The 18,475-nt window shown below is 59.8% G+C and carries 14 protein-coding genes; 9 read left to right on the top strand and 5 right to left on the bottom strand.

Annotation, left to right across the window (positions count from 1 at the left end):
• Nucleotides 1-102 precede the first annotated feature (102 nt).
• Nucleotides 103-813, bottom strand: coding sequence for a helix-turn-helix transcriptional regulator (locus ACQRBT_RS27590; protein ID WP_412047087.1), 711 nt, complete (start codon nucleotides 811-813; stop codon nucleotides 103-105).
• Nucleotides 814-1,258: 445 nt separating this feature from the next.
• On the opposite strand from ACQRBT_RS27590, the gene ACQRBT_RS27595 reads away from it, so the two are divergent.
• Nucleotides 1,259-2,035, top strand: coding sequence for a ferredoxin--NADP reductase (locus ACQRBT_RS27595; protein ID WP_412047063.1), 777 nt, complete (start codon nucleotides 1,259-1,261; stop codon nucleotides 2,033-2,035).
• A gap of 39 nt (nucleotides 2,036-2,074) precedes the next feature.
• Here ACQRBT_RS27595 and mscL read toward each other — a convergent pair whose 3' ends face one another.
• Complete coding sequence (gene mscL / locus ACQRBT_RS27600) at nucleotides 2,075-2,491, bottom strand: large-conductance mechanosensitive channel protein MscL (RefSeq protein WP_060752313.1); 417 nt, start codon at nucleotides 2,489-2,491, stop codon at nucleotides 2,075-2,077.
• Nucleotides 2,492-2,778: 287 nt separating this feature from the next.
• Here mscL and katB point away from each other — a divergent pair, with 287 nt between their 5' ends.
• From katB to ACQRBT_RS27620, 4 genes are read left to right on the top strand one after another with little or no spacing between them, the layout of a single operon-like run.
• Nucleotides 2,779-4,320 carry a catalase KatB gene (gene katB, locus ACQRBT_RS27605; protein ID WP_412047062.1) on the top strand — a complete coding sequence of 514 codons (1,542 nt, stop codon included), beginning with the start codon at nucleotides 2,779-2,781 and terminating at the stop codon, nucleotides 4,318-4,320.
• 55 nt (nucleotides 4,321-4,375) lie between these two features.
• Nucleotides 4,376-4,915, top strand: coding sequence for an ankyrin repeat domain-containing protein (locus tag ACQRBT_RS27610; protein WP_060752311.1), 540 nt, complete (start codon nucleotides 4,376-4,378; stop codon nucleotides 4,913-4,915).
• A 35-nt stretch (nucleotides 4,916-4,950) separates the two neighbouring features.
• Complete coding sequence (radA, locus tag ACQRBT_RS27615) at nucleotides 4,951-6,318, top strand: DNA repair protein RadA (protein ID WP_060752310.1); 1,368 nt, start codon at nucleotides 4,951-4,953, stop codon at nucleotides 6,316-6,318.
• A 16-nt stretch (nucleotides 6,319-6,334) separates the two neighbouring features.
• Nucleotides 6,335-7,072 carry a hypothetical protein gene (locus tag ACQRBT_RS27620; RefSeq protein WP_412047061.1) on the top strand — a complete coding sequence of 246 codons (738 nt, stop codon included), beginning with the start codon at nucleotides 6,335-6,337 and terminating at the stop codon, nucleotides 7,070-7,072.
• A gap of 4 nt (nucleotides 7,073-7,076) precedes the next feature.
• Here ACQRBT_RS27620 and ACQRBT_RS27625 read toward each other — a convergent pair whose 3' ends face one another.
• Nucleotides 7,077-7,445 (bottom strand): PilZ domain-containing protein, encoded by a 369-nt coding sequence (locus tag ACQRBT_RS27625; RefSeq protein ID WP_205344966.1) that lies wholly within the window; start codon nucleotides 7,443-7,445, stop codon nucleotides 7,077-7,079.
• Between the two features lie 173 nt (nucleotides 7,446-7,618).
• Between ACQRBT_RS27625 and ACQRBT_RS27630 the strand changes: the two genes are divergently transcribed.
• The 3 genes from ACQRBT_RS27630 to yjiA all read left to right on the top strand — a co-directional run bounded on the left by ACQRBT_RS27630 (nucleotide 7,619) and on the right by yjiA (nucleotide 11,008).
• Entirely contained in the window at nucleotides 7,619-9,685 is a 2,067-nt protein-coding gene (locus ACQRBT_RS27630) for a carbon starvation CstA family protein (RefSeq protein WP_161548406.1), read from the top strand.
• 15 nt (nucleotides 9,686-9,700) lie between these two features.
• The gene (locus tag ACQRBT_RS27635) at nucleotides 9,701-9,898 is read left to right on the top strand and encodes a YbdD/YjiX family protein (RefSeq protein ID WP_003194308.1); all 198 of its coding nucleotides are present in this window, start codon (nucleotides 9,701-9,703) and stop codon (nucleotides 9,896-9,898) included.
• Between the two features lie 150 nt (nucleotides 9,899-10,048).
• Nucleotides 10,049-11,008, top strand: coding sequence for a GTPase (gene yjiA / locus ACQRBT_RS27640; RefSeq protein ID WP_090365719.1), 960 nt, complete (start codon nucleotides 10,049-10,051; stop codon nucleotides 11,006-11,008).
• A gap of 182 nt (nucleotides 11,009-11,190) precedes the next feature.
• Here the strand turns inward: yjiA and glyA are convergent, their stop codons facing one another.
• Entirely contained in the window at nucleotides 11,191-12,444 is a 1,254-nt protein-coding gene (glyA, locus tag ACQRBT_RS27645; RefSeq protein WP_060752305.1) for a serine hydroxymethyltransferase, read from the bottom strand.
• A gap of 157 nt (nucleotides 12,445-12,601) precedes the next feature.
• Complete coding sequence (locus tag ACQRBT_RS27650) at nucleotides 12,602-16,453, bottom strand: sensor domain-containing protein (RefSeq protein ID WP_412047060.1); 3,852 nt, start codon at nucleotides 16,451-16,453, stop codon at nucleotides 12,602-12,604.
• A gap of 284 nt (nucleotides 16,454-16,737) precedes the next feature.
• Between ACQRBT_RS27650 and ettA the strand changes: the two genes are divergently transcribed.
• Nucleotides 16,738-18,402: an energy-dependent translational throttle protein EttA gene (gene ettA, locus ACQRBT_RS27655; protein ID WP_060752303.1), complete on the top strand. Its 1,665-nt coding sequence runs from the start codon at nucleotides 16,738-16,740 to the stop codon at nucleotides 18,400-18,402.
• The last annotated feature ends 73 nt before the right edge of the window (nucleotides 18,403-18,475 follow it).

The following is an 18,475-nucleotide window of genomic DNA, read 5'->3' on the forward strand; positions in this document are numbered from 1 at the left end:
GTGAACTACGAGGTGACACCTGAAGGCGCCGCTCAACACTCAGAATGGGTCGTAAATGGTACTTTTTTTTGAGCCTGATGACATGTGGTGTTTCCGTGCCGGCTAAAACAACCCCGCTTTGGAGGCTCTGAGGACGGCGGCAATCTTGTTGTTGACCCCCAGTTTGTTGAACGTGCTTTTGATGTGAAAGCCTACGGTGCGCTCTGACAGGCACAGAATGGTCGCAATATCCCCGGCGGTCTTGCCCAAGGCTGACCATTTGAGTATTTCCGTCTCCCGAGGGGTCAGTTTGCAGCAGGGCGATGCACTGGGCTCATCGGTGTACTTGCGTGCGACCACCGAGTGCATTGCATGGCAAAGCCATAACACCTGGCCGGCTTTTTCATACAGCTCCTGCGGGCTCACTTCACCACTGCTGCGTGCGAGGGTCAGCATGCTGTAGACACCCTGGAAGTCGTGCACCGGCTGTGTCCAGGCACAATCCACACCAAACGTCTGGGCCAACGACCATAAGTTGGGTGAGGAGTCGAATGCCTTTTGCTCCCAGACAATAGGCAGTACACAGCGTTTACAGTGCGCAACAACAGGGTCGATGGGGAAGAAGTGCGCCTGTTGATACAGCTCGTTCCATTTCTCTGGGTAGTTATTGACTTGAATGGGTTTTGTTTGGTCGTCAGCGAGTTGGGTACTCATAGTAAAGGAACAGAATTGGAAGCCGAGTTCATTGGTACGGTTAAGGACCATGTCAAATACACTGGTAATATCGTTTTCACCTTCCAGTTTGGGGAGCCGGGTATTGCGCCATTTCACCATTTGTAACTCTCCATGGATTTTGCGTGGCGTGGGTACGTCCTCATCCCTACGCAGCACGAAAATAGTGTAGGACATCGCCTATCTTTGCGTGGGAAAAAATGCTCTAAGTAACCAGGGCGTAGTTCTTAGTAAGTTGTACGTTTGGTGTTGATTTGTACAAATAGTCTTGCCTGCAATAACTTTTTTATTGAATTTAATGGGTTGTGGGTAGTGCCAAACTGATGGCGCTTGAGCGCACTGTTCCATCTGCCAGTAGAAAGTCGCCGGGCTAATAGCTAAATAGTTTGTCTGAACTAATGTGCCGTTATTCGGCAACTGTTTTTGATCTTGACGCAATCTGTACCGGTGCGCATCACGACCCCTTCGGCAATGCCAGTACAAATCAGCGGTGTTTGCGCACGCTGCTTTGAGGGACACTAGGGCTCTGTGCAAAACGGAGTTCCCCATGACGGCCAGTGCTGAGAAATTTACCCGCCAGACCTTGCTCGACGTGCAGTCGCTGACCCCCAGTCTCTTTACACTGCGCACCACGCGCGACTCCGGCTTTCGGTTTACCGCCGGCCAGTTCTTGCGCTTGGGGGTGACCAAGGCGGATGGCAGCACCGTATGGCGCGCCTATTCCATCGTGTCTGCGCCTTTTGACGAGCACTTGGACTTTTTTTCGATTGTCGTCCCGGGGGGCGAATTCACCAGCGAGCTGAGCCGCTTGCAGGTGGGGGATACGCTGATGGTGGAGCGTCAGGCCACCGGCTTCCTGACCCTGAACCGCTTTGTGGATGGGCGTGATCTCTGGCTGCTGGGCACGGGGACCGGTGTGGCACCCTTCCTGTCGATGCTGCAGGACTTCGAAGTCTGGGAGAAATTTGAGCGTATCGTGCTGGTCTACAGCGCCCGCGAGGCCAAGGAATTGGCCTACCAATCGTTGATCCACACGCTGGGCGAGCGGGAGTACCTGGCTGAGCACGCCCACAAGCTGACTTATATCCCCATTGTCACCCGTGAACAGCATCCGGGTGCGCTGAATGGGCGCATCACCACCTTGATCGAAAATGGTGAGCTGGAGCGTGCGGCCGGTGTCGAGTTAACCCCGCAACACTCTCGCGTACTGATCTGCGGTAACCCGCAAATGGTCGACGACACACGCCAATTGCTCAAGCAGCGCGATCTGCAACTGAGCCTGAGCCGTCGTCCGGGCCAGGTGGCCGTAGAAAACTACTGGTAGAAAAAAGGCGCCTCGAAGGGCGCCTTTGGGTTGCATCGGTTAAAGCGGCTTGTTGTTCTGAGCCTTGAGCAAGTCGCGGATCTCGGTGAGCAACTCTTCTTCTTTGGTCGGCGTCGGTGGCAAGGTTGGAGCCACCGCCTCTTCGCGCTTGAGACGATTGATGGCCTTCACCCCCATGAAGATCGCGAACGCGATGATCACAAAGTCGATGATGCTCTGGATGAACTTGCCATAGGCCAGTACCACCGCCGGAGCGCCGCCTTGTGCGGCCTTGAGTTGCACCGCCAGGTCCGCGAAGTCCACGCCACCGATCAGCAGGCCGATAGGAGGCATCACCACGTCGCCTACAAACGAGGAAACAATTTTACCGAAGGCGGCACCGATGATGATACCGACGGCCATGTCGACGACATTGCCTTTGACCGCGAAGGCCTTGAACTCACTGATCACGCCCATAGGTTATTCCTTGTTACAGATGAGAAGGGTGGAGGTCAGTGTAAGTCAGTCACAGCAGGCTTGCTTGACACAACTGTTAACACTGACGGCTTTTATCGACACATTAAATCGTAATTAGTTTGCAAAGTGCCATCAATCGCGCGCGAAATACGCCTGAATTCAGTGGTTTACCACATTATTTTCTTAATCGGCCCTGTGGCGTTTTTCTATTTATCTTCTGACTCCCAGGTCACTAGCCTCTGGCAAGCACAACTGAATGTGCACTAAAAAAACCAGAGGAAACCTTGATGAACACTCTCATTAGCCGCAAGCCGGTATCGGCGCGCAGTGCGCTGGCACTGGTGACCGCCAGCCTGCTTTCCCTCTCCGTGCAAGCCGCCAACCTGACCCGTGACAACGGTGCAGCCGTCGGTGACAACCAGAACTCACAAACCGCCGGCGCCAACGGCCCGGTACTGCTGCAAGACGTGCAATTGATTCAGAAACTGCAACGCTTCGACCGCGAGCGCATTCCGGAGCGTGTGGTACACGCCCGTGGCACCGGCGCCCATGGCACCTTCACGGTCACGGATAACCTCAGCGACCTGACCAAGGCCAAAGTGTTCGCCGCCGGTGAAACCACCCCCGTGTTTGTGCGCTTCTCTGCGGTGGTTCACGGCAACCATTCCCCGGAAACCCTGCGTGACCCACGTGGCTTCGCCACCAAGTTCTATACCGCCGAGGGTAATTGGGACCTGGTGGGCAATAACTTCCCGACGTTCTTCATTCGCGACGCCATCAAGTTCCCGGATATGGTCCACGCCTTCAAACCGGACCCACGCACTAACCTGGACGACGACTCACGCCGTTTTGACTTCTTCTCCCATGTTCCAGAGTCCACCCGTACGTTGACCGAGTTGTACTCTGACTCCGGCACCCCGGCCAGTTACCGGGAAATGGACGGCAATGGCGTACATGCCTACAAGTTGATTAACGCCAAGGGTGAAGTGCACTACGTCAAGTTCCACTGGAAGAGCCTGCAAGGCATCAAGAACCTTGATCCCAAGCAAGTCACCGAAGTACAGGGCCGTGATTACAGCCATATGACCAATGACTTGGTCACCCATATCAATAAGGGCGATTTCCCCAAGTGGGATTTGTATGTGCAAGTGCTCAAGCCCGAAGACCTGGCCAAGTTTGATTTCGACCCGCTGGACGCCACCAAGATCTGGCCGAATGTGCCGGAGCGCAAAGTCGGGCAAATGGTGCTGAACCGCAACCCGGCCAACGTGTTCCAGGAAACCGAGCAAGTCGCCATGGCCCCGGCCAACCTGGTACCGGGCATCGAACCGTCGGAAGACCGCTTGCTGCAAGGTCGGGTGTTTTCCTATGCCGACACACAAATGTACCGCCTGGGGCCGAACGCCCTGCAACTGCCGATCAACGCCCCCCGGGTGACCGTCAACAACGGTAACCAGGATGGCGCGATGAATATCGGCAAGACCACCACCGGTGTGAACTACCAGCCGAGCCGCCTGATGCCGCGGGAAGAGCCGCAAACTGCGCGCTACAGCCAGTCGGCCCTGTCGGGCAGCACTCAGCAGGCGAAGATCCAGCGTGAGCAGAACTTCAAGCAGGCCGGTGATCTGTACCGCTCCTATAGCAAGAAAGAGCGTCAGGACTTGATCGAAAACTTTGGCGGCTCCCTGGCCACCACCGATGACGAGAGCAAGCACATCATCCTGTCGTTCCTCTACAAAGCCGACCCGGAGTACGGCACCGGCGTGGCCAAGGTCGCCAAGGGTGATTTGGCGCGTGTGAAGGCGCTGGCTGAAAAACTGACTGACTGATCCGTTGGTTCCGATCGACGCTCCCTGGGGCGTCGATCTCTGACAGGAGAACCCTATGCGAATTTCTATCGGTTTGCTGATGGCCATGCTGGCGTTTGTCGCCCATGCCGAATCCCCAGAACCGGCGGCACTCAAGGCGCAGCTTCAGGATTATTACTTTGACGCCGCCCGCCGTGGCGACCTCGATATGCTCAATACCTTTATCGAGTCCGGCTACAGCCTCAATACGCAGGACGACAAGGGTTACACCGCGCTGATCCTCGCCGCCTACCACGGCCAGGGCCCTTTCGTGGAACGTTTGCTCAACGCCGGCGCCGACGCTTGTGTGCAGGACAAACGCGGCAACACTGCGCTGATGGGCGCGATCTTCAAGGGCGAGCTGAAAATCGCCCAGCGCCTGCTGGCCACCGACTGCAACCCCGACCAACGCAATGGCGCCGGGCAGACTGCGGCCATGTACGCCGGCTTGTTCAAGCGTGTCGAGTTGCTGGATGCGTTGAAAGCCAAAGGCGCCGATCTCAACGCCGAGGACCCGATCGGCAACAGCGCTTCACGACTGGCCAGTGGTGAAATCCGGACCCCGGCGCCGCGCTGAGCTATCATCGCGGTTTTTCGGTTGGAGGTTCTCAAATGGCAAAGGCCAAGCGCATGTACGGCTGCACGGAGTGCGGCGCGACCTTTCCCAAGTGGGCCGGCCAGTGCAGCGAGTGCGGCGCATGGAATACCCTGACTGAAACCATGATCGAAAGCGGCGGTGCGGCGGCGCCTGCCGGGCGTGCCGGCTGGACCGGGCAACAGGCGCAGATCAAGACGCTGGCCGAGGTCAGCGTCGAGGAGATCCCGCGGTTCTCCACGGCGTCCGGCGAGCTGGACCGCGTGCTCGGCGGCGGCCTGGTGGATGGCTCGGTGGTGTTGATCGGTGGCGACCCGGGCATCGGCAAGTCGACCATCCTGCTGCAAACCCTGTGCAGCATCGCCAGCCGCATGCCGGCGCTGTACGTCACCGGTGAAGAGTCCCAACAGCAAGTGGCCATGCGTGCTCGACGGCTCGGTTTGCCCCAGGACCAACTGCGGGTGATGACCGAGACCTGCATCGAAAGCATCATCGCCACGGCCCGTATCGAAAAGCCCAAGGTCATGGTGATCGACTCGATCCAGACCATTTTCACCGAACAACTGCAATCGGCGCCGGGCGGCGTGTCCCAGGTGCGCGAAAGTGCGGCGCTGCTGGTGCGTTATGCCAAGCAGAGCGGCACGGCGATTTTCCTGGTCGGCCATGTGACCAAGGAAGGGGCGCTGGCGGGGCCACGAGTGCTTGAGCACATGGTCGACACCGTGCTGTATTTCGAAGGCGAATCCGATGGTCGTCTGCGTTTGTTGCGGGCGGTGAAGAACCGCTTTGGCGCGGTCAACGAACTCGGCGTGTTCGCGATGACCGACAGGGGGTTGAAAGAAGTCTCCAACCCGTCGGCAATTTTTCTGACGCGTGCCCAGGAAGAAGTCCCGGGAAGCGTGGTGATGGCAACGTGGGAAGGCACCCGCCCGATGCTGGTGGAGGTCCAGGCGCTGGTGGATGACAGCCACTTGGCCAACCCGCGACGGGTCACCCTCGGCCTGGATCAGAATCGCCTGGCGATGCTCCTGGCGGTATTGCACCGTCACGGCGGTATTCCCACCCATGACCAGGACGTGTTCCTCAACGTGGTCGGCGGGGTCAAGGTACTGGAAACCGCCTCCGACCTGGCGTTGATGGCGGCGGTGATGTCCAGCCTGCGCAACCGGCCATTGCCCCATGACCTGCTGGTGTTCGGCGAAGTCGGCCTGTCTGGCGAAGTACGCCCGGTGCCCAGTGGCCAGGAGCGCTTGAAGGAAGCCGCCAAGCATGGTTTCAAGCGCGCTATCGTCCCCAAGGGCAACGCGCCTAAAGAGTCGCCGGCAGGTTTGCAAATTATTGCTGTCACGCGCCTGGAGCAGGCGTTGGACGCACTGTTCGAATAAATCGGGAAGGGACGCTATGCAACGATTGAGTTACCCGGGCCTCGCGGCCCTGTTTGTCCTGCTGGTCGGCGCACCCGCCATGGCCTGGGCTGCGCAGCTACCGGCCGGTTACCGCCTGGCGCAGACACTGACGATCGAAGAGGGCCGTCAGTTGCAAGTGCTGGAGGACCAGCGCATCAGCGCGCAGCTGCATAAGGACAGTTGGGGCAACGGGCAGCTTGAAGACTCGTTTGACGAGCCTGGCGACCTGGTCGACAACCCGCTGCTTGAAGCCCGCGTGCGGCTGGTGTCGGCTGCCGGTGAGGAGATCGCGCAGCAGGACCTGGGCTACCCGTTGGCCAAGGTCAAGAAAGCTGCGCTCAACGGGCTGCCCGAACCTGTGTATTTTTTGATCGTTGATCAAACCGCGCCGATGGGCACCTACAGCGGCCCGGCCACCCAACTGTTGCAGCCGGCTACACAGCAACTCAAGCCGATGAGCTACAAGAATGCCGAGGGCAAAGTCCAGCCGTTGACCCTGGCCCACACGGGCAAGGCGGCCTGGAAAGTGGCTCATCCGGCCAGCGGCGGGCCGGATGAGTTATTGCAGGTGTCATGCTTCATGGAGGGCGAGGGTGAAGGTGAGGAGGATGATTTCACCGCCCGTTATCAGACTTATCGCTTTGTCGACGGGCAATGGCAGAGCACTTCAAGTCAGAAACAGGGTTACTGGGACATGGAAAGCGACTTCCCGGCACGAACGGCATTTCCCTGAGGGATCACACTTCCAGTAAGGCGCCGAGTTCGCGCTCGAGTTCTTCCGGGTCACCCAGGTTCAGCTCGATCAGCCGGCGCAGATGGCTGATCGACTCCAGGTCGATTTCCTTGCACACAAACCCTAATTGGTCGTCGCCATCGTGGGCCAGTTTCACCTGCATCTTGATGTGCGCCTTTGGGTCCAGGCGGATATCGACCTCGAACGGTAATGCCTTGTTACCCTTCCAGGCTTCGGGTCGTTTTATTGCCAAACCCTTCAGCGACAAGTCCACTAATTTAACCGGCCATTCGTGGCCGTTTTGCCGAAGTTCGGTCACAGCGTCCATTGCGATCCGGCGGAAGCAGCGACGTTCAGGCGGGTGTTCGGTCATGGTGAATCCCTCTGTGGATAGAAGCATTGTAGCCCTGCGCCATCATCGGGCGTGGTTTTCTGCTTTTTTTGCCATTGCAAGGCTCTAGACCAACGTAGGGGGGTGGTCTTTGAAGCCAACAGCGCTAAACTCGGGGTGGCTGTCCTTCTGTCCACCCTGGCTGGAATATAAAAATGAAAAATAATAATAGCCTGCTACGCCACCTACCCTGGCTGGTGCTGGCGATTGTAGGAGCGTGCGCCCTGGGCGTAGTGGCCTTGCGCCGCGGCGAGGCGATCAACGCCTTGTGGATTGTGGTCGCGGCGGTGGCCATTTATCTGGTTGCCTATCGCTACTACAGCTTGTTCATCGCTAACAACGTGATGCAACTCGATCCTCGGCGGGCCACCCCCGCAGTGCTCAACAATGACGGTCTGGACTATGTGCCGACCAACAAACATATTCTGTTCGGTCACCACTTTGCGGCGATTGCCGGTGCAGGCCCGCTGGTCGGCCCGGTCTTGGCGGCGCAAATGGGCTACCTGCCCGGCACCCTGTGGCTGATTGCCGGTGTGGTACTGGCCGGTGCGGTGCAGGACTTCATGGTGCTGTTCCTGTCCACCCGTCGCAATGGCCGTTCGCTGGGCGACATGGTCCGTGAAGAGATGGGCCGCATCCCGGGAACCATCGCGCTGTTCGGCTGCTTCCTGATCATGATCATCATCCTCGCGGTGCTGGCGCTGATCGTCGTCAAGGCACTGGCCGAGAGCCCATGGGGCATCTTCACGGTGATGGCGACCATCCCGATCGCGATGTTCATGGGCGTGTACATGCGCTACATCCGCCCGGGCCGCATTGGTGAGATCTCGATCCTCGGGGTGTTCCTGCTGCTGGGTTCGATCTGGCTGGGCGGGCAGATCGCGGCCGACCCGGTCTGGGCCAAAGCCTTTACCTTCACCGGTATCCAGATCACCTGGATGCTGATCGGCTACGGTTTCGTCGCCGCGGTGCTGCCGGTGTGGCTGATCCTCGCGCCACGTGACTACCTGTCGACCTTCCTGAAAATCGGCACCATCATCGCCCTGGCAATCGGCATCCTGGTCACCATGCCAGAGCTGAAAATGCCGGCCCTGACCCAATTCATCGACGGCACCGGCCCGGTCTGGAAGGGCGGCCTGTTTCCGTTCCTGTTCATCACCATCGCCTGTGGCGCAGTGTCGGGTTTCCACGCACTGATTTCCTCGGGCACCACGCCCAAGCTGCTGGATAACGAAACCAACGCCCGCTACATCGGTTACGGCGGCATGTTGATGGAGTCGTTCGTGGCGATCATGGCCATGGTTGCCGCCTCGGTGATCGAGCCAGGCGTGTACTTCGCCATGAACAGCCCGGCTGCCGTGGTCGGTGGTGATGTGATGGCCGTGGCGCAAACCGTCAGCAGCTGGGGCTTTGCGATTACGCCCGAGGCGCTGCAGGCCGTGGCCCACGACATTGGTGAAACCACCATCCTGGCCCGTGCCGGTGGTGCGCCGACCCTGGCGGTGGGTATCGCGCAGATCCTGCACAGCGTACTGCCGGGTGAAAACACCATGGCGTTCTGGTACCACTTTGCGATCCTGTTCGAAGCGTTGTTCATCCTCACGGCCGTCGACGCGGGCACCCGTGCCGGTCGCTTCATGCTGCAGGACCTGCTGGGTTCCTTCGTGCCGGCGCTCAAACGCACCGAATCCTGGACCGCCAACCTGATCGCCACCGCAGGGTGCGTAGCGATGTGGGGTTACTTGCTGTACCAAGGCGTGATCGACCCACTGGGCGGCATCAACACCTTGTGGCCGCTGTTCGGTATCTCCAACCAGATGCTCGCGGGTATCGCGCTGATGCTGGGCACCGTGGTGCTGATCAAGATGAAACGCCAACGCTACATCTGGGTCACCCTGCTGCCGGCGGTATGGCTGCTGATCTGCACGACCACCGCAGGCTTCATCAAGCTGTTCGACGCGAACCCGGCGATCGGTTTCCTGTCGCTGGCCAAGAAGTACAGCGATGCCCTGGCGAACGGCCAGATCCTGGCCCCGGCCAAGAGCATCGACCAGATGCAGCACGTGATCTACAACGCCTACACCAACGCAACGCTGACGGCGCTGTTCCTGTTTGTGGTGTTCAGTATCCTGTTCTATGCGCTCAAGGTGGGTGTCGCCGCCTGGGGCAACAAGGAACGTACGGATAAAGAAGCCCCATTCCAGGCTGTACCAGACGCGTAATCGAGGGTTGCAACCATGTTCAATGACATCAGTCGCCTCGGTAAATACCTCGGTCAGGCCGCGCGCCTGATGGTCGGCATGCCCGACTACGACACTTACGTCGAGCATATGCAAACCAAACACCCGGACAAACCGGTGATGGACTACAAGGCGTTCTTCCGGGAACGCCAAGAGGCCCGTTACGGCGGCAAGGGTGGGCCCAAGTGCTGCTGACCCGTTAGCGCGGGTTGGCGGTTTTCTACTGTGGGAGGGGGCTTGCTCCCGATAGCGGAGTGTCAGTGACCTTATTAGTGGCTGACACTCCGTTATGGGGAGCAAGCCCCCTCCCACATTTGTTTATGTATTGCTTCAGGAGAATTGCGCTTGTCCTCTCCCATTCCAGTCACGGTCCTCAGCGGTTTCCTGGGCGCCGGCAAGACCACCTTGCTGCGGCACCTGCTAAAAGCCGAGCACGGCCTGAAGATCGCCGTGATCGAAAACGAATTCAGCGACGCCGGTATCGACACCCAACTCCTGGGTGATGAGCCGGTGCAAGTCATGACCCTGTCGAACGGCTGCGTGTGCTGCACCATCCACACCGACCTGACCAAAGCCCTGTACCTGCTGCTGGAACGCCTGGACAGCGGTGAGATCGCCTTCGACCGCCTGGTGATCGAATGCACCGGCCTGGCCGACCCCGCGCCCGTGGCCCAGACGTTTTTCATCGACGAAGAACTGCGCGAGCGCTACATCCTCGACGGCATCATCACCCTGGTGGACGCCGCCCACGCCGAACATCACCTGACCCAGACCATCGCCCAGGCCCAGATCGGTTTCGCCGACCGCCTGCTGGTGAGCAAGCGTGATTTGGTGGATGACGCGACGTTTGACGCCCTGAGCCAGCGCCTGACACGCATCAACCGCCGTGCGCCGATTCGTGTGGTGGACCATGGCGCTATCGATCTGGCCGAACTGCTCGATGTGCGCGGTTTCAACCTCAACGCCGGCATGACACTGCGTCCGGTGAGTGCCGCGCCTTCCATCGACCGCATCTCAAGCCTGGTGCTGCGCACCGACCAGCCGCTGGATATCGATCGTCTCAGCGCGTTCATGAACGAGTTGCTCGAAGATCACGGCAAGCAACTGCTGCGCTACAAAGGCGTGCTGAACATTGCCGGGGAGGATCGACGCCTGGTGTTCCAGGGCGTGCTCAAGCTGTACGGGTTCGATTGGGATACCGAATGGGCCGAGGGCGAGGCGCGGGAGAGTGTGATCGTGTTCATTGCCGATGAGTTGCCGGAACAGAAGATTCGCGACGGGTTCCAGCAGGTTTACCAATCCTGACTTGAAATACAGGCAACTGTGGGAGGGGGCTTGCTCCCGATGGCGGTATGGCAGTGATAGATAACTGCCTGGCACCCCGTCATCGGGAGCAAGCCCCCTCCCACAGTTGATGGCATTTCAAATTGAAAATGGCATAAAAAAACCCGGCTCTGGAGCCGGGCTTCTTATTCAAACCACTGCAATCAAGCGCCGTATACCGGCAGCTTTTTGCAGATGGCCTTGACCTTCTCACGGACCGCGTCGATCACGGCTTCGTTGTTCAGGTCAGCCAGGATGTCGCAGATCCAGCCGGCCAGTTCCTTGCACTCTGCTTCCTTGAAGCCACGAGTGGTCACAGCCGGGGTGCCGAAGCGCAGGCCGGAGGTGACGAACGGCGAACGTGGGTCGTTCGGTACCGAGTTCTTGTTCACGGTGATGAAGGCTTTGCCCAGGGCAGCGTCAGCATCTTTACCGGAAATGTCCTGCTTGATCAGCGACAGCAGGAACAGGTGGTTTTCAGTACCGCCGGATACCACGTCAAAGCCGCGGTCGATAAACACTTTGGCCATGGCCTGGGCGTTTTTCACCACTTGTTGCTGGTAAGCCTTGAACTCAGGTTGCAGGGCTTCCTTGAAGCAGATCGCCTTGGCCGCGATCACGTGCTCCAGCGGGCCACCCTGGGCGCCTGGGAAGACGGCGGAGTTCAGCTTCTTCTCGATGTCGGCGTTGGCGCGAGCCAGGATCAGGCCGCCACGTGGACCGCGCAGGGTCTTGTGGGTGGTGGTGGTGACCACATCAGCGTAAGGCACCGGGTTCGGGTAGACGCCAGCGGCGACCAAGCCCGCCACGTGGGCCATGTCGACGAACAGGTAAGCGCCGACTTTGTCGGCAATGGCGCGGAAGCGTGGGAAATCCAGGATCTGCGAGTAGGCAGAGAAACCGGCCACGATCATTTTCGGCTTGTGTTCAACCGCCAGGCGCTCGACTTCGTCGTAGTCGATCAGGCCGTTGGCATCGATACCGTATTGAACGGCGTTGTACAGCTTGCCGGAGGAGGAAACGCTGGCGCCGTGGGTCAGGTGACCGCCGTGGGCTAGGCTCATGCCCAGGATGGTGTCGCCGCCTTGCAGCAGGGCCAGGTACACCGCGCTGTTGGCTTGGGAGCCGGCGTGCGGCTGGACGTTGGCGTAATCGGCACCGAACAGTTCTTTGGCGCGATCAATCGCCAACTGCTCGACCACGTCGACGTACTCGCAACCACCGTAGTAGCGCTTGCCTGGGTAGCCTTCGGCGTATTTGTTGGTCAGAACCGAACCTTGAGCCTCCATCACCGCAGGGCTGGTGTAGTTTTCCGAAGCGATCAGCTCAATGTGCTCTTCCTGGCGCTGAGCTTCTTGCTCCATGGCGGCGAAGAGATCGGCGTCGTACTTGGCAATAGTCAAATCACGGCTGAACATGGCGGTCCTCAAGGATCGGGGGCAGAAAAGGAAGGCATTCTAACTCAATGGGTTTTAGATGGCATATGAAAGGACATCATGTCGCGGACAAGTGGGGCTCATCCACGGATCAGCGGTGCCATTGTGTGGGAGGGGGCTTGCTCGCGATGAGGCCAGTTCAGTCGAACATGAACAGCGCATCATTGCTGAACTGCGCCTCGAACCGGTTGGCCGGCATCGGCCGCCCAAACAGATAACCCTGCACCTCATCACAGCCATGCTCACGCAGGAAGTCCAGTTGCTCATGGGTTTCCACGCCTTCGGCGATCACCGCCAGGTTCAGGCTGTGGGCCATGGCGATAATGGCGCGGGCGATCTGGGCATCCTGTTCGCCTGACGGCAGGCCGTCGACAAAGGTACGGTCGATCTTCAGTACGTCGATGGGAAACTGCTTGAGGTAATTGAGCGACGAATAGCCGGTGCCGAAGTCATCCACCGCAATGCTCAGGCCCAGGTTTTTCAGGCCGGCGAGGATTTGCAGGGCTTCGTTGACCTCGCGCATCAGGATACTTTCGGTCAGTTCCAGCTCCAGGCACGCCGGCGGCAGGCCCGTGTCCTTGAGGATGGTGGCGATGCGTTCACCCAACTGACCATCCGAGAACTGCCGCGCCGAGATGTTCACCGAGACTTTGGGCACCCGTACCTTGTTGTGGTGCCAGGTCTTGAGTTGACGGCAGGCTTCACTGAGCACCCAGTCGCCCACATCCACCACCAGGCCCAACTCTTCCAGCACCGGGATAAAGTCGCCTGGTGGCACCAGGCCGCGACGGGGGTGGCGCCAGCGCAACAGGGCCTCGGCGCCCGTCAGGCGTTTGCCGTCGCCGCTGAATTGCGGTTGGTAATAAAGCACGAATTCGTTCTGCTCCAGCGCGTGGCGCAAGTCGCTTTCCAGCTCCAGGCGCTCCAGGGCGCTGGCGTTCATGTCGGCCTGGTAGAACTGGAAGTTGTTCTTGCCGCGCTCCTTGGCGTGATACATCGCGGTGTCGGCGTTTTTCATCAACTGGCTCAGCTCGTTGCCGTCCTGAGGGCTCAAGGCGATACCAATACTGGCGGTCACGAAAAACTCGCGGCCTTCCAGTACAAAAGGCCGCACCAGGCTGGCGAGAATCTGCTCGGCCACCGTGATCGCACGGTTCAACGCCATCTCACGGCTGACCCGCGGTTGCAGGAGCAAGGTGAACTCGTCGCCGCCCATGCGTGCCACGGTGTCGTCCTCGGCGACACAGCCCAGCAGGCGGGTGGCCATTTCCTTGAGCATGCGGTCGCCGGCGGCGTGGCCGAGGGAGTCGTTGATCGGCTTGAAACGGTCGAGGTCGAGGAACATCAGCACCACCCACGACTTTTGCCGCTCGGCCGACTGCAACGCGGTGTGCAGGCGGTCCTGGAACAGCGTGCGGTTGGGCAGGTGGGTCAGGGCGTCGTAATACGCCAGGCGGTGGATGCGTTGTTCGCTGGCCTTGCGCTCGCTGATATCACTGAAGAAACACACGTAGCTGGCCAGGTCGCCTTCATCGTCGAACACGGCGGTAATGCCGACCCAGGCCGGATAATGTTCGCCGTTGCGACGCTTGAGCCACACTTCGCCTTCCCAGGTGCTGTGCTGGTGCAACTGCTTGAGCACGTAGCGCAGATGAGCTTCCTGTTGTTCGTCGACGGTGAGCATGTTGGGCAACTGGTCGAGCACATCCGCCACGTCATACCCGCTGACCCGGCTGAACGCCTCGTTGGCCTGCACGATATAACCCGCCGGGTCGGTAATCAGGATCGCCGACGTCGAGTGTTCGAATACCGTGGCCGCCATGCGCAGGTCTTTCTCCGCGCGGCGTTGCTGGCTGATATCGCGGCCCACGCCGAGGATGCCTTCGAACGCGCCGTGCTCATCCCACACCAGCACCAGGCGCAACTCGATCGGCACCTTGCGGCCATCGGCGCGCAGGCAGTCGAACAGGAACAACTGGGTCTGTATTTCATCGCGCAGGGTATTCAGGGCGTCGGCATCACCCAGGGCACGGCTGACTTGCTCCATCAGGGTATAAATGCCGGTCAATTGCTGCGGGTTGGCGATAATCGACTGCCAGCCGTTCTTGAACACCCAGTCCACGTCATACCCGAGCACGGCGTTGACCGACGGGCTGATGTAGTTGAGGGCCAGTTGGCTGTCGGTGGAGCAGATCACGTCACTGATGCTCTCGGCCAGCATGCGGTAGCGCTGCTCGCTGTCGCGCAGGGATTCGCTGGCTTCGATCTGGTCGGTAATGTCCTTGGCCACGCCGATGATCCGCGTGACCACTGCGCTCTTGTCGCGTGCCAGGGCTTGCTCGCGGATATCGAAGCGCCGCCACTGGTTATTGCGATGGCGAAAGCGCAGTTGGCATTGCAATTGGGTCGAGTAACCGGCCTGGCGCTGTTGCTGGCGCAGGTCGTGGTAGTACTCGGCGTCTTCGGGGTTCAGCAGGATTTCCCAGAAGTACTCACCCATTTGCTGCAGTTCGGCCTTGTTGTAGCCCAGGGTGTGGCCCAAGTGGTGGTTGCTGAAGATCATGCGCTGGCTGATGACGTCCTGCACATACAGGTGGTCGGGCACGGTGCGCACCACGTCCGACCAGAAGCTTTCGCGCTCCACCAGCGACAGCTCGATCAGCTTGCGGCTGGTGATATCGCTGATGCTCAGGATCACCGCATTAAAATCGTCCTGCTGCTCCGGCAGGCGCATGACCAGCCACAGGTATTGCTCGTTGCCGGCCAGGTCCTTGCAGCGGATTTCCAGCTCCAGCTGGTTCTGGTGAGTGCGCAACGCTTCGAGTATCTGGTGGCCGATGGACGTGGCGTTGTCCGGGCAGTCATTGATCAACCGCTGCCAGGCTTCCTCGCAGGACGACACGTTGAGCAGGCGCACTGCAACCTGGTTGACCTCGGTGATGCGTAACTCTTTGAGCAACTGCTTGTGCCCGTGGGGGTTGTCCTGCAACCAAAGATTCAGTTGCTCGCGGGTCTGCAGGTAGGGCTTGTCAAAAAAGCTGTTGAGGCCCGACAAGTCCAGCACGCACAGGGCCACGCCGGTGCCTTCGAAAATGTCCTGATAGCGCCGCCGGCCTTCATGCACCTGGCGTTGGCGGCGACGCATGTTCAGCAGCACGATCACCGGCACCAGCGAGAAGGCCAGGCCCAGCAGGCATTTGCCGATAAACGCCGGCAACAGCTGCTCCAGCACCGCACTGCGGTCGAACAGCCCGCGCAATTGCCAGTCGCTTTTGCTCAAGGGCGTGACCAGTACGCTTTTATCCAACTCGTCCGGGGTCAGCGCAGCAGGCCAGTGAGCCGGCATTCCGCTGTCACGGCTGACCACGCGCTGGTTCAGGCGGTTTTCAATCGCCCACATCGGGCGCGGCCCCTGGCCGTCCTGGGGCGTGAGGTTGGTCAGGTAGCTGGGGGCCAGGCGCAAGGCCCAATACACCTTCGAGCCGCCGCTGGGCTGGTGCAGCAGCAGATAGATGAGGGTGCCGTCCTTGTTGTTGCTCAGGTAATAGGACTGGGAATGGCTGCGCTTGACCAGTTCTTCCAGCCAGGCACTGTCCTGGCTGTCACTGGCGGTATCGCTGATCATCGCGCCGCTGGGCGCGAGCAGGGCGAAGCTGCGCAGCTCCGGCAAGGAGCGCTGTAAGCTGCGCATCAAGGCTTGTTGCTGCTCGGGAGTGCTTGGCGGCTCGACAATGGGCAGCAGGTTGAGAGCGATCTGCGCGCTCAGGGCCATGTTCAGGCTGATCTGTTCAGCCAGGTCGGCACTGTAATCGATAGTGTACTGCTGCTGGTTTTTCTGGTTTTGCTGCAGTTGGTCCAGCAACTGCCAGAACAATAGGGCGAGCAGCATGAGGACAAGCGTCGCCAACGCGCCTTTGAGGGTGCCGTGCAGGGGCGCTCCCGGCGCAATATGAGCGGCGCGCAAGGGAGTTGGCGGCGTGACTTTGGACAAGCTGTGATCCTGCGGTTTGGCTGGACTGGCGCGCGACGTGCACTATAAGCCGGACGCCCGAAGGGCGGCTAGCATGCCTTGAGTTGTGGCAAAGTGCCAGTCCCGCTTGGCTGGACTGACCAAGCGCATTGAGGTAGCTTTGCCGGTTACGCGGGGGCGTTCCAGCCCCAGACATTCAGGCTTTTTCCGCACGCAGGCATTGATTTCCGTCAACGGCCCGCGTGGCGCATGGCCTGCACGGGCTTCGCCCGCTTAATCCATCAGTCACTGACGCTAGGTTTACCATGGCTCAATACGTCTTCACCATGCATCGGCTGGGAAAAGTTGTTCCGCCGAAGCGGGAAATCCTGAAAAACATTTCGCTGTCCTTCTTCCCTGGCGCCAAGATCGGCGTGCTCGGCCTCAACGGTTCGGGTAAGTCCACGTTGCTGAAAATCATGGCCGGCGTCGACACCGAGTTCGAAGGCGAAGCCCGCCCGATGCCGGAACTGAACATCGGCTACCTGCCGCAGGAGCCGCAACTGGACCCGGCCAAGACCGTACGTGAAGTGGTCGAAGAGGCCGTCAGCGTTATCAAGGACGCCCAGGCGCGCCTGGACGAGGTCTACGCCGCTTACGCCGAACCGGATGCCGACTTCGACAAGCTTGCCGCCGAACAGGCCAAGCTCGAAGCCATCTTGCAGGCGGGCGATGGCCATAACCTGGAGCGCCAGCTGGAAGTCGCCGCCGATGCGCTGCGCCTGCCGGCGTGGGACGCCAAGGTCGAACACCTGTCCGGTGGTGAAAAACGTCGCGTGGCCCTGTGCCGCCTGCTGCTGTCGGCTCCCGACATGCTGCTGCTCGACGAACCGACCAACCACCTGGATGCCGACTCCGTCGCCTGGCTGGAACACTTCCTTCACGATTTCCCGGGCACCGTGGTTGCGATCACGCACGACCGCTACTTCCTGGACAACGTTGCCGGCTGGATTCTGGAACTCGACCGCGGCGCCGGTATTCCTTACGAGGGCAACTATTCCGGTTGGCTGGAAGCCAAGTCCGAGCGTCTGGCCGCCGAATCCAAGCAGCAATCGGCCCACGAAAAAGCCATGAAGGAAGAACTGGAATGGGTGCGCAAAGGCGCCAAGGCCCGCCAGTCCAAATCCAAGGCACGTCTGCAACGCTTTGAAGAAATGCAATCGCAGGAATTCCAGAAGCGCAGCGAAACCAACGAGATCTACATCCCGGCCGGCCCGCGCCTGGGTGACAAGGTCATCGAATTCAAGAACGTCACCAAAGGCTATGGCGACCGCGTGTTGATCGACAACCTGTCGTTCTCCATGCCAAAAGGCGCGATCGTCGGCGTTATTGGCGGTAACGGTGCGGGTAAGTCCACGCTGTTCCGCATGCTGATGGGCAAGGAGACACCGGACTCCGGCAGCATCGAGATCGGCGAAACCGTGCAGCTTGCCTGTGTGGACCAAAGCCGCGACGACCTCGACGGCAGCAAGACCGTGTTCCAGCAGATCTCCGACGGTTCCGACCAGATCCGCATCGGCAACTATGAAATCCCGTCGCGTACCTACGTGGGGCGCTTCAACTTCAAGGGCGGTGACCAGCAGAAGTTCGTCAAGGACCTGTCGGGTGGTGAGCGGGGTCGCTTGCACCTGGCCCTGACCCTGAAAGAGGGCGGCAACGTGCTGCTGCTCGACGAACCGTCCAACGACCTCGACGTTGAAACCCTGCGTTCCCTGGAAGAAGCCCTGCTGGACTTCCCGGGCGCCGCCATTGTGATCTCTCACGACCGGTGGTTCCTTGACCGCGTCGCGACCCACATCCTGGCGTACGAAGATGACTCCCAAGCAGTGTTCTTCGAAGGCAACTACACCGAGTATGAAGCGGACCGTAAAAAGCGCCTGGGCGAAGCAGCTGCCCAGCCGCACCGTGTGCGGCACAAGAAACTGGCCTGATTTGGCTGGTTGATAGAAGAACGGAGCCTTCGGGCTCCGTTTTTTTTTGCTTTTATCCGGAGACCGAGGTGGA

Source organism: Pseudomonas sp. R19M, assembly GCF_050312585.1.
Lineage (GTDB): Bacteria > Pseudomonadota > Gammaproteobacteria > Pseudomonadales > Pseudomonadaceae > Aquipseudomonas > Aquipseudomonas palleroniana.

Bases quoted from the DNA above. Each gene is read 5' to 3' on its own strand.
- ACQRBT_RS27590 (WP_412047087.1), bottom strand. From the start codon at position 813: ATGGTGAAATGGCGCAATACCCGGCTCCCCAAACTGGAAGGTGAAAAC.
- ACQRBT_RS27595 (WP_412047063.1), top strand. From the start codon at position 1,259: ATGACGGCCAGTGCTGAGAAATTTACCCGCCAGACCTTGCTCGACGTG.
- mscL (WP_060752313.1), bottom strand. From the start codon at position 2,491: ATGGGCGTGATCAGTGAGTTCAAGGCCTTCGCGGTCAAAGGCAATGTC.
- katB (WP_412047062.1), top strand. From the start codon at position 2,779: ATGAACACTCTCATTAGCCGCAAGCCGGTATCGGCGCGCAGTGCGCTG.
- ACQRBT_RS27610 (WP_060752311.1), top strand. From the start codon at position 4,376: ATGCGAATTTCTATCGGTTTGCTGATGGCCATGCTGGCGTTTGTCGCC.
- radA (WP_060752310.1), top strand. From the start codon at position 4,951: ATGGCAAAGGCCAAGCGCATGTACGGCTGCACGGAGTGCGGCGCGACC.
- ACQRBT_RS27620 (WP_412047061.1), top strand. From the start codon at position 6,335: ATGCAACGATTGAGTTACCCGGGCCTCGCGGCCCTGTTTGTCCTGCTG.
- ACQRBT_RS27625 (WP_205344966.1), bottom strand. From the start codon at position 7,445: ATGACCGAACACCCGCCTGAACGTCGCTGCTTCCGCCGGATCGCAATG.
- ACQRBT_RS27630 (WP_161548406.1), top strand. From the start codon at position 7,619: ATGAAAAATAATAATAGCCTGCTACGCCACCTACCCTGGCTGGTGCTG.
- ACQRBT_RS27635 (WP_003194308.1), top strand. From the start codon at position 9,701: ATGTTCAATGACATCAGTCGCCTCGGTAAATACCTCGGTCAGGCCGCG.
- glyA (WP_060752305.1), bottom strand. From the start codon at position 12,444: ATGTTCAGCCGTGATTTGACTATTGCCAAGTACGACGCCGATCTCTTC.
- ettA (WP_060752303.1), top strand. From the start codon at position 16,738: ATGGCTCAATACGTCTTCACCATGCATCGGCTGGGAAAAGTTGTTCCG.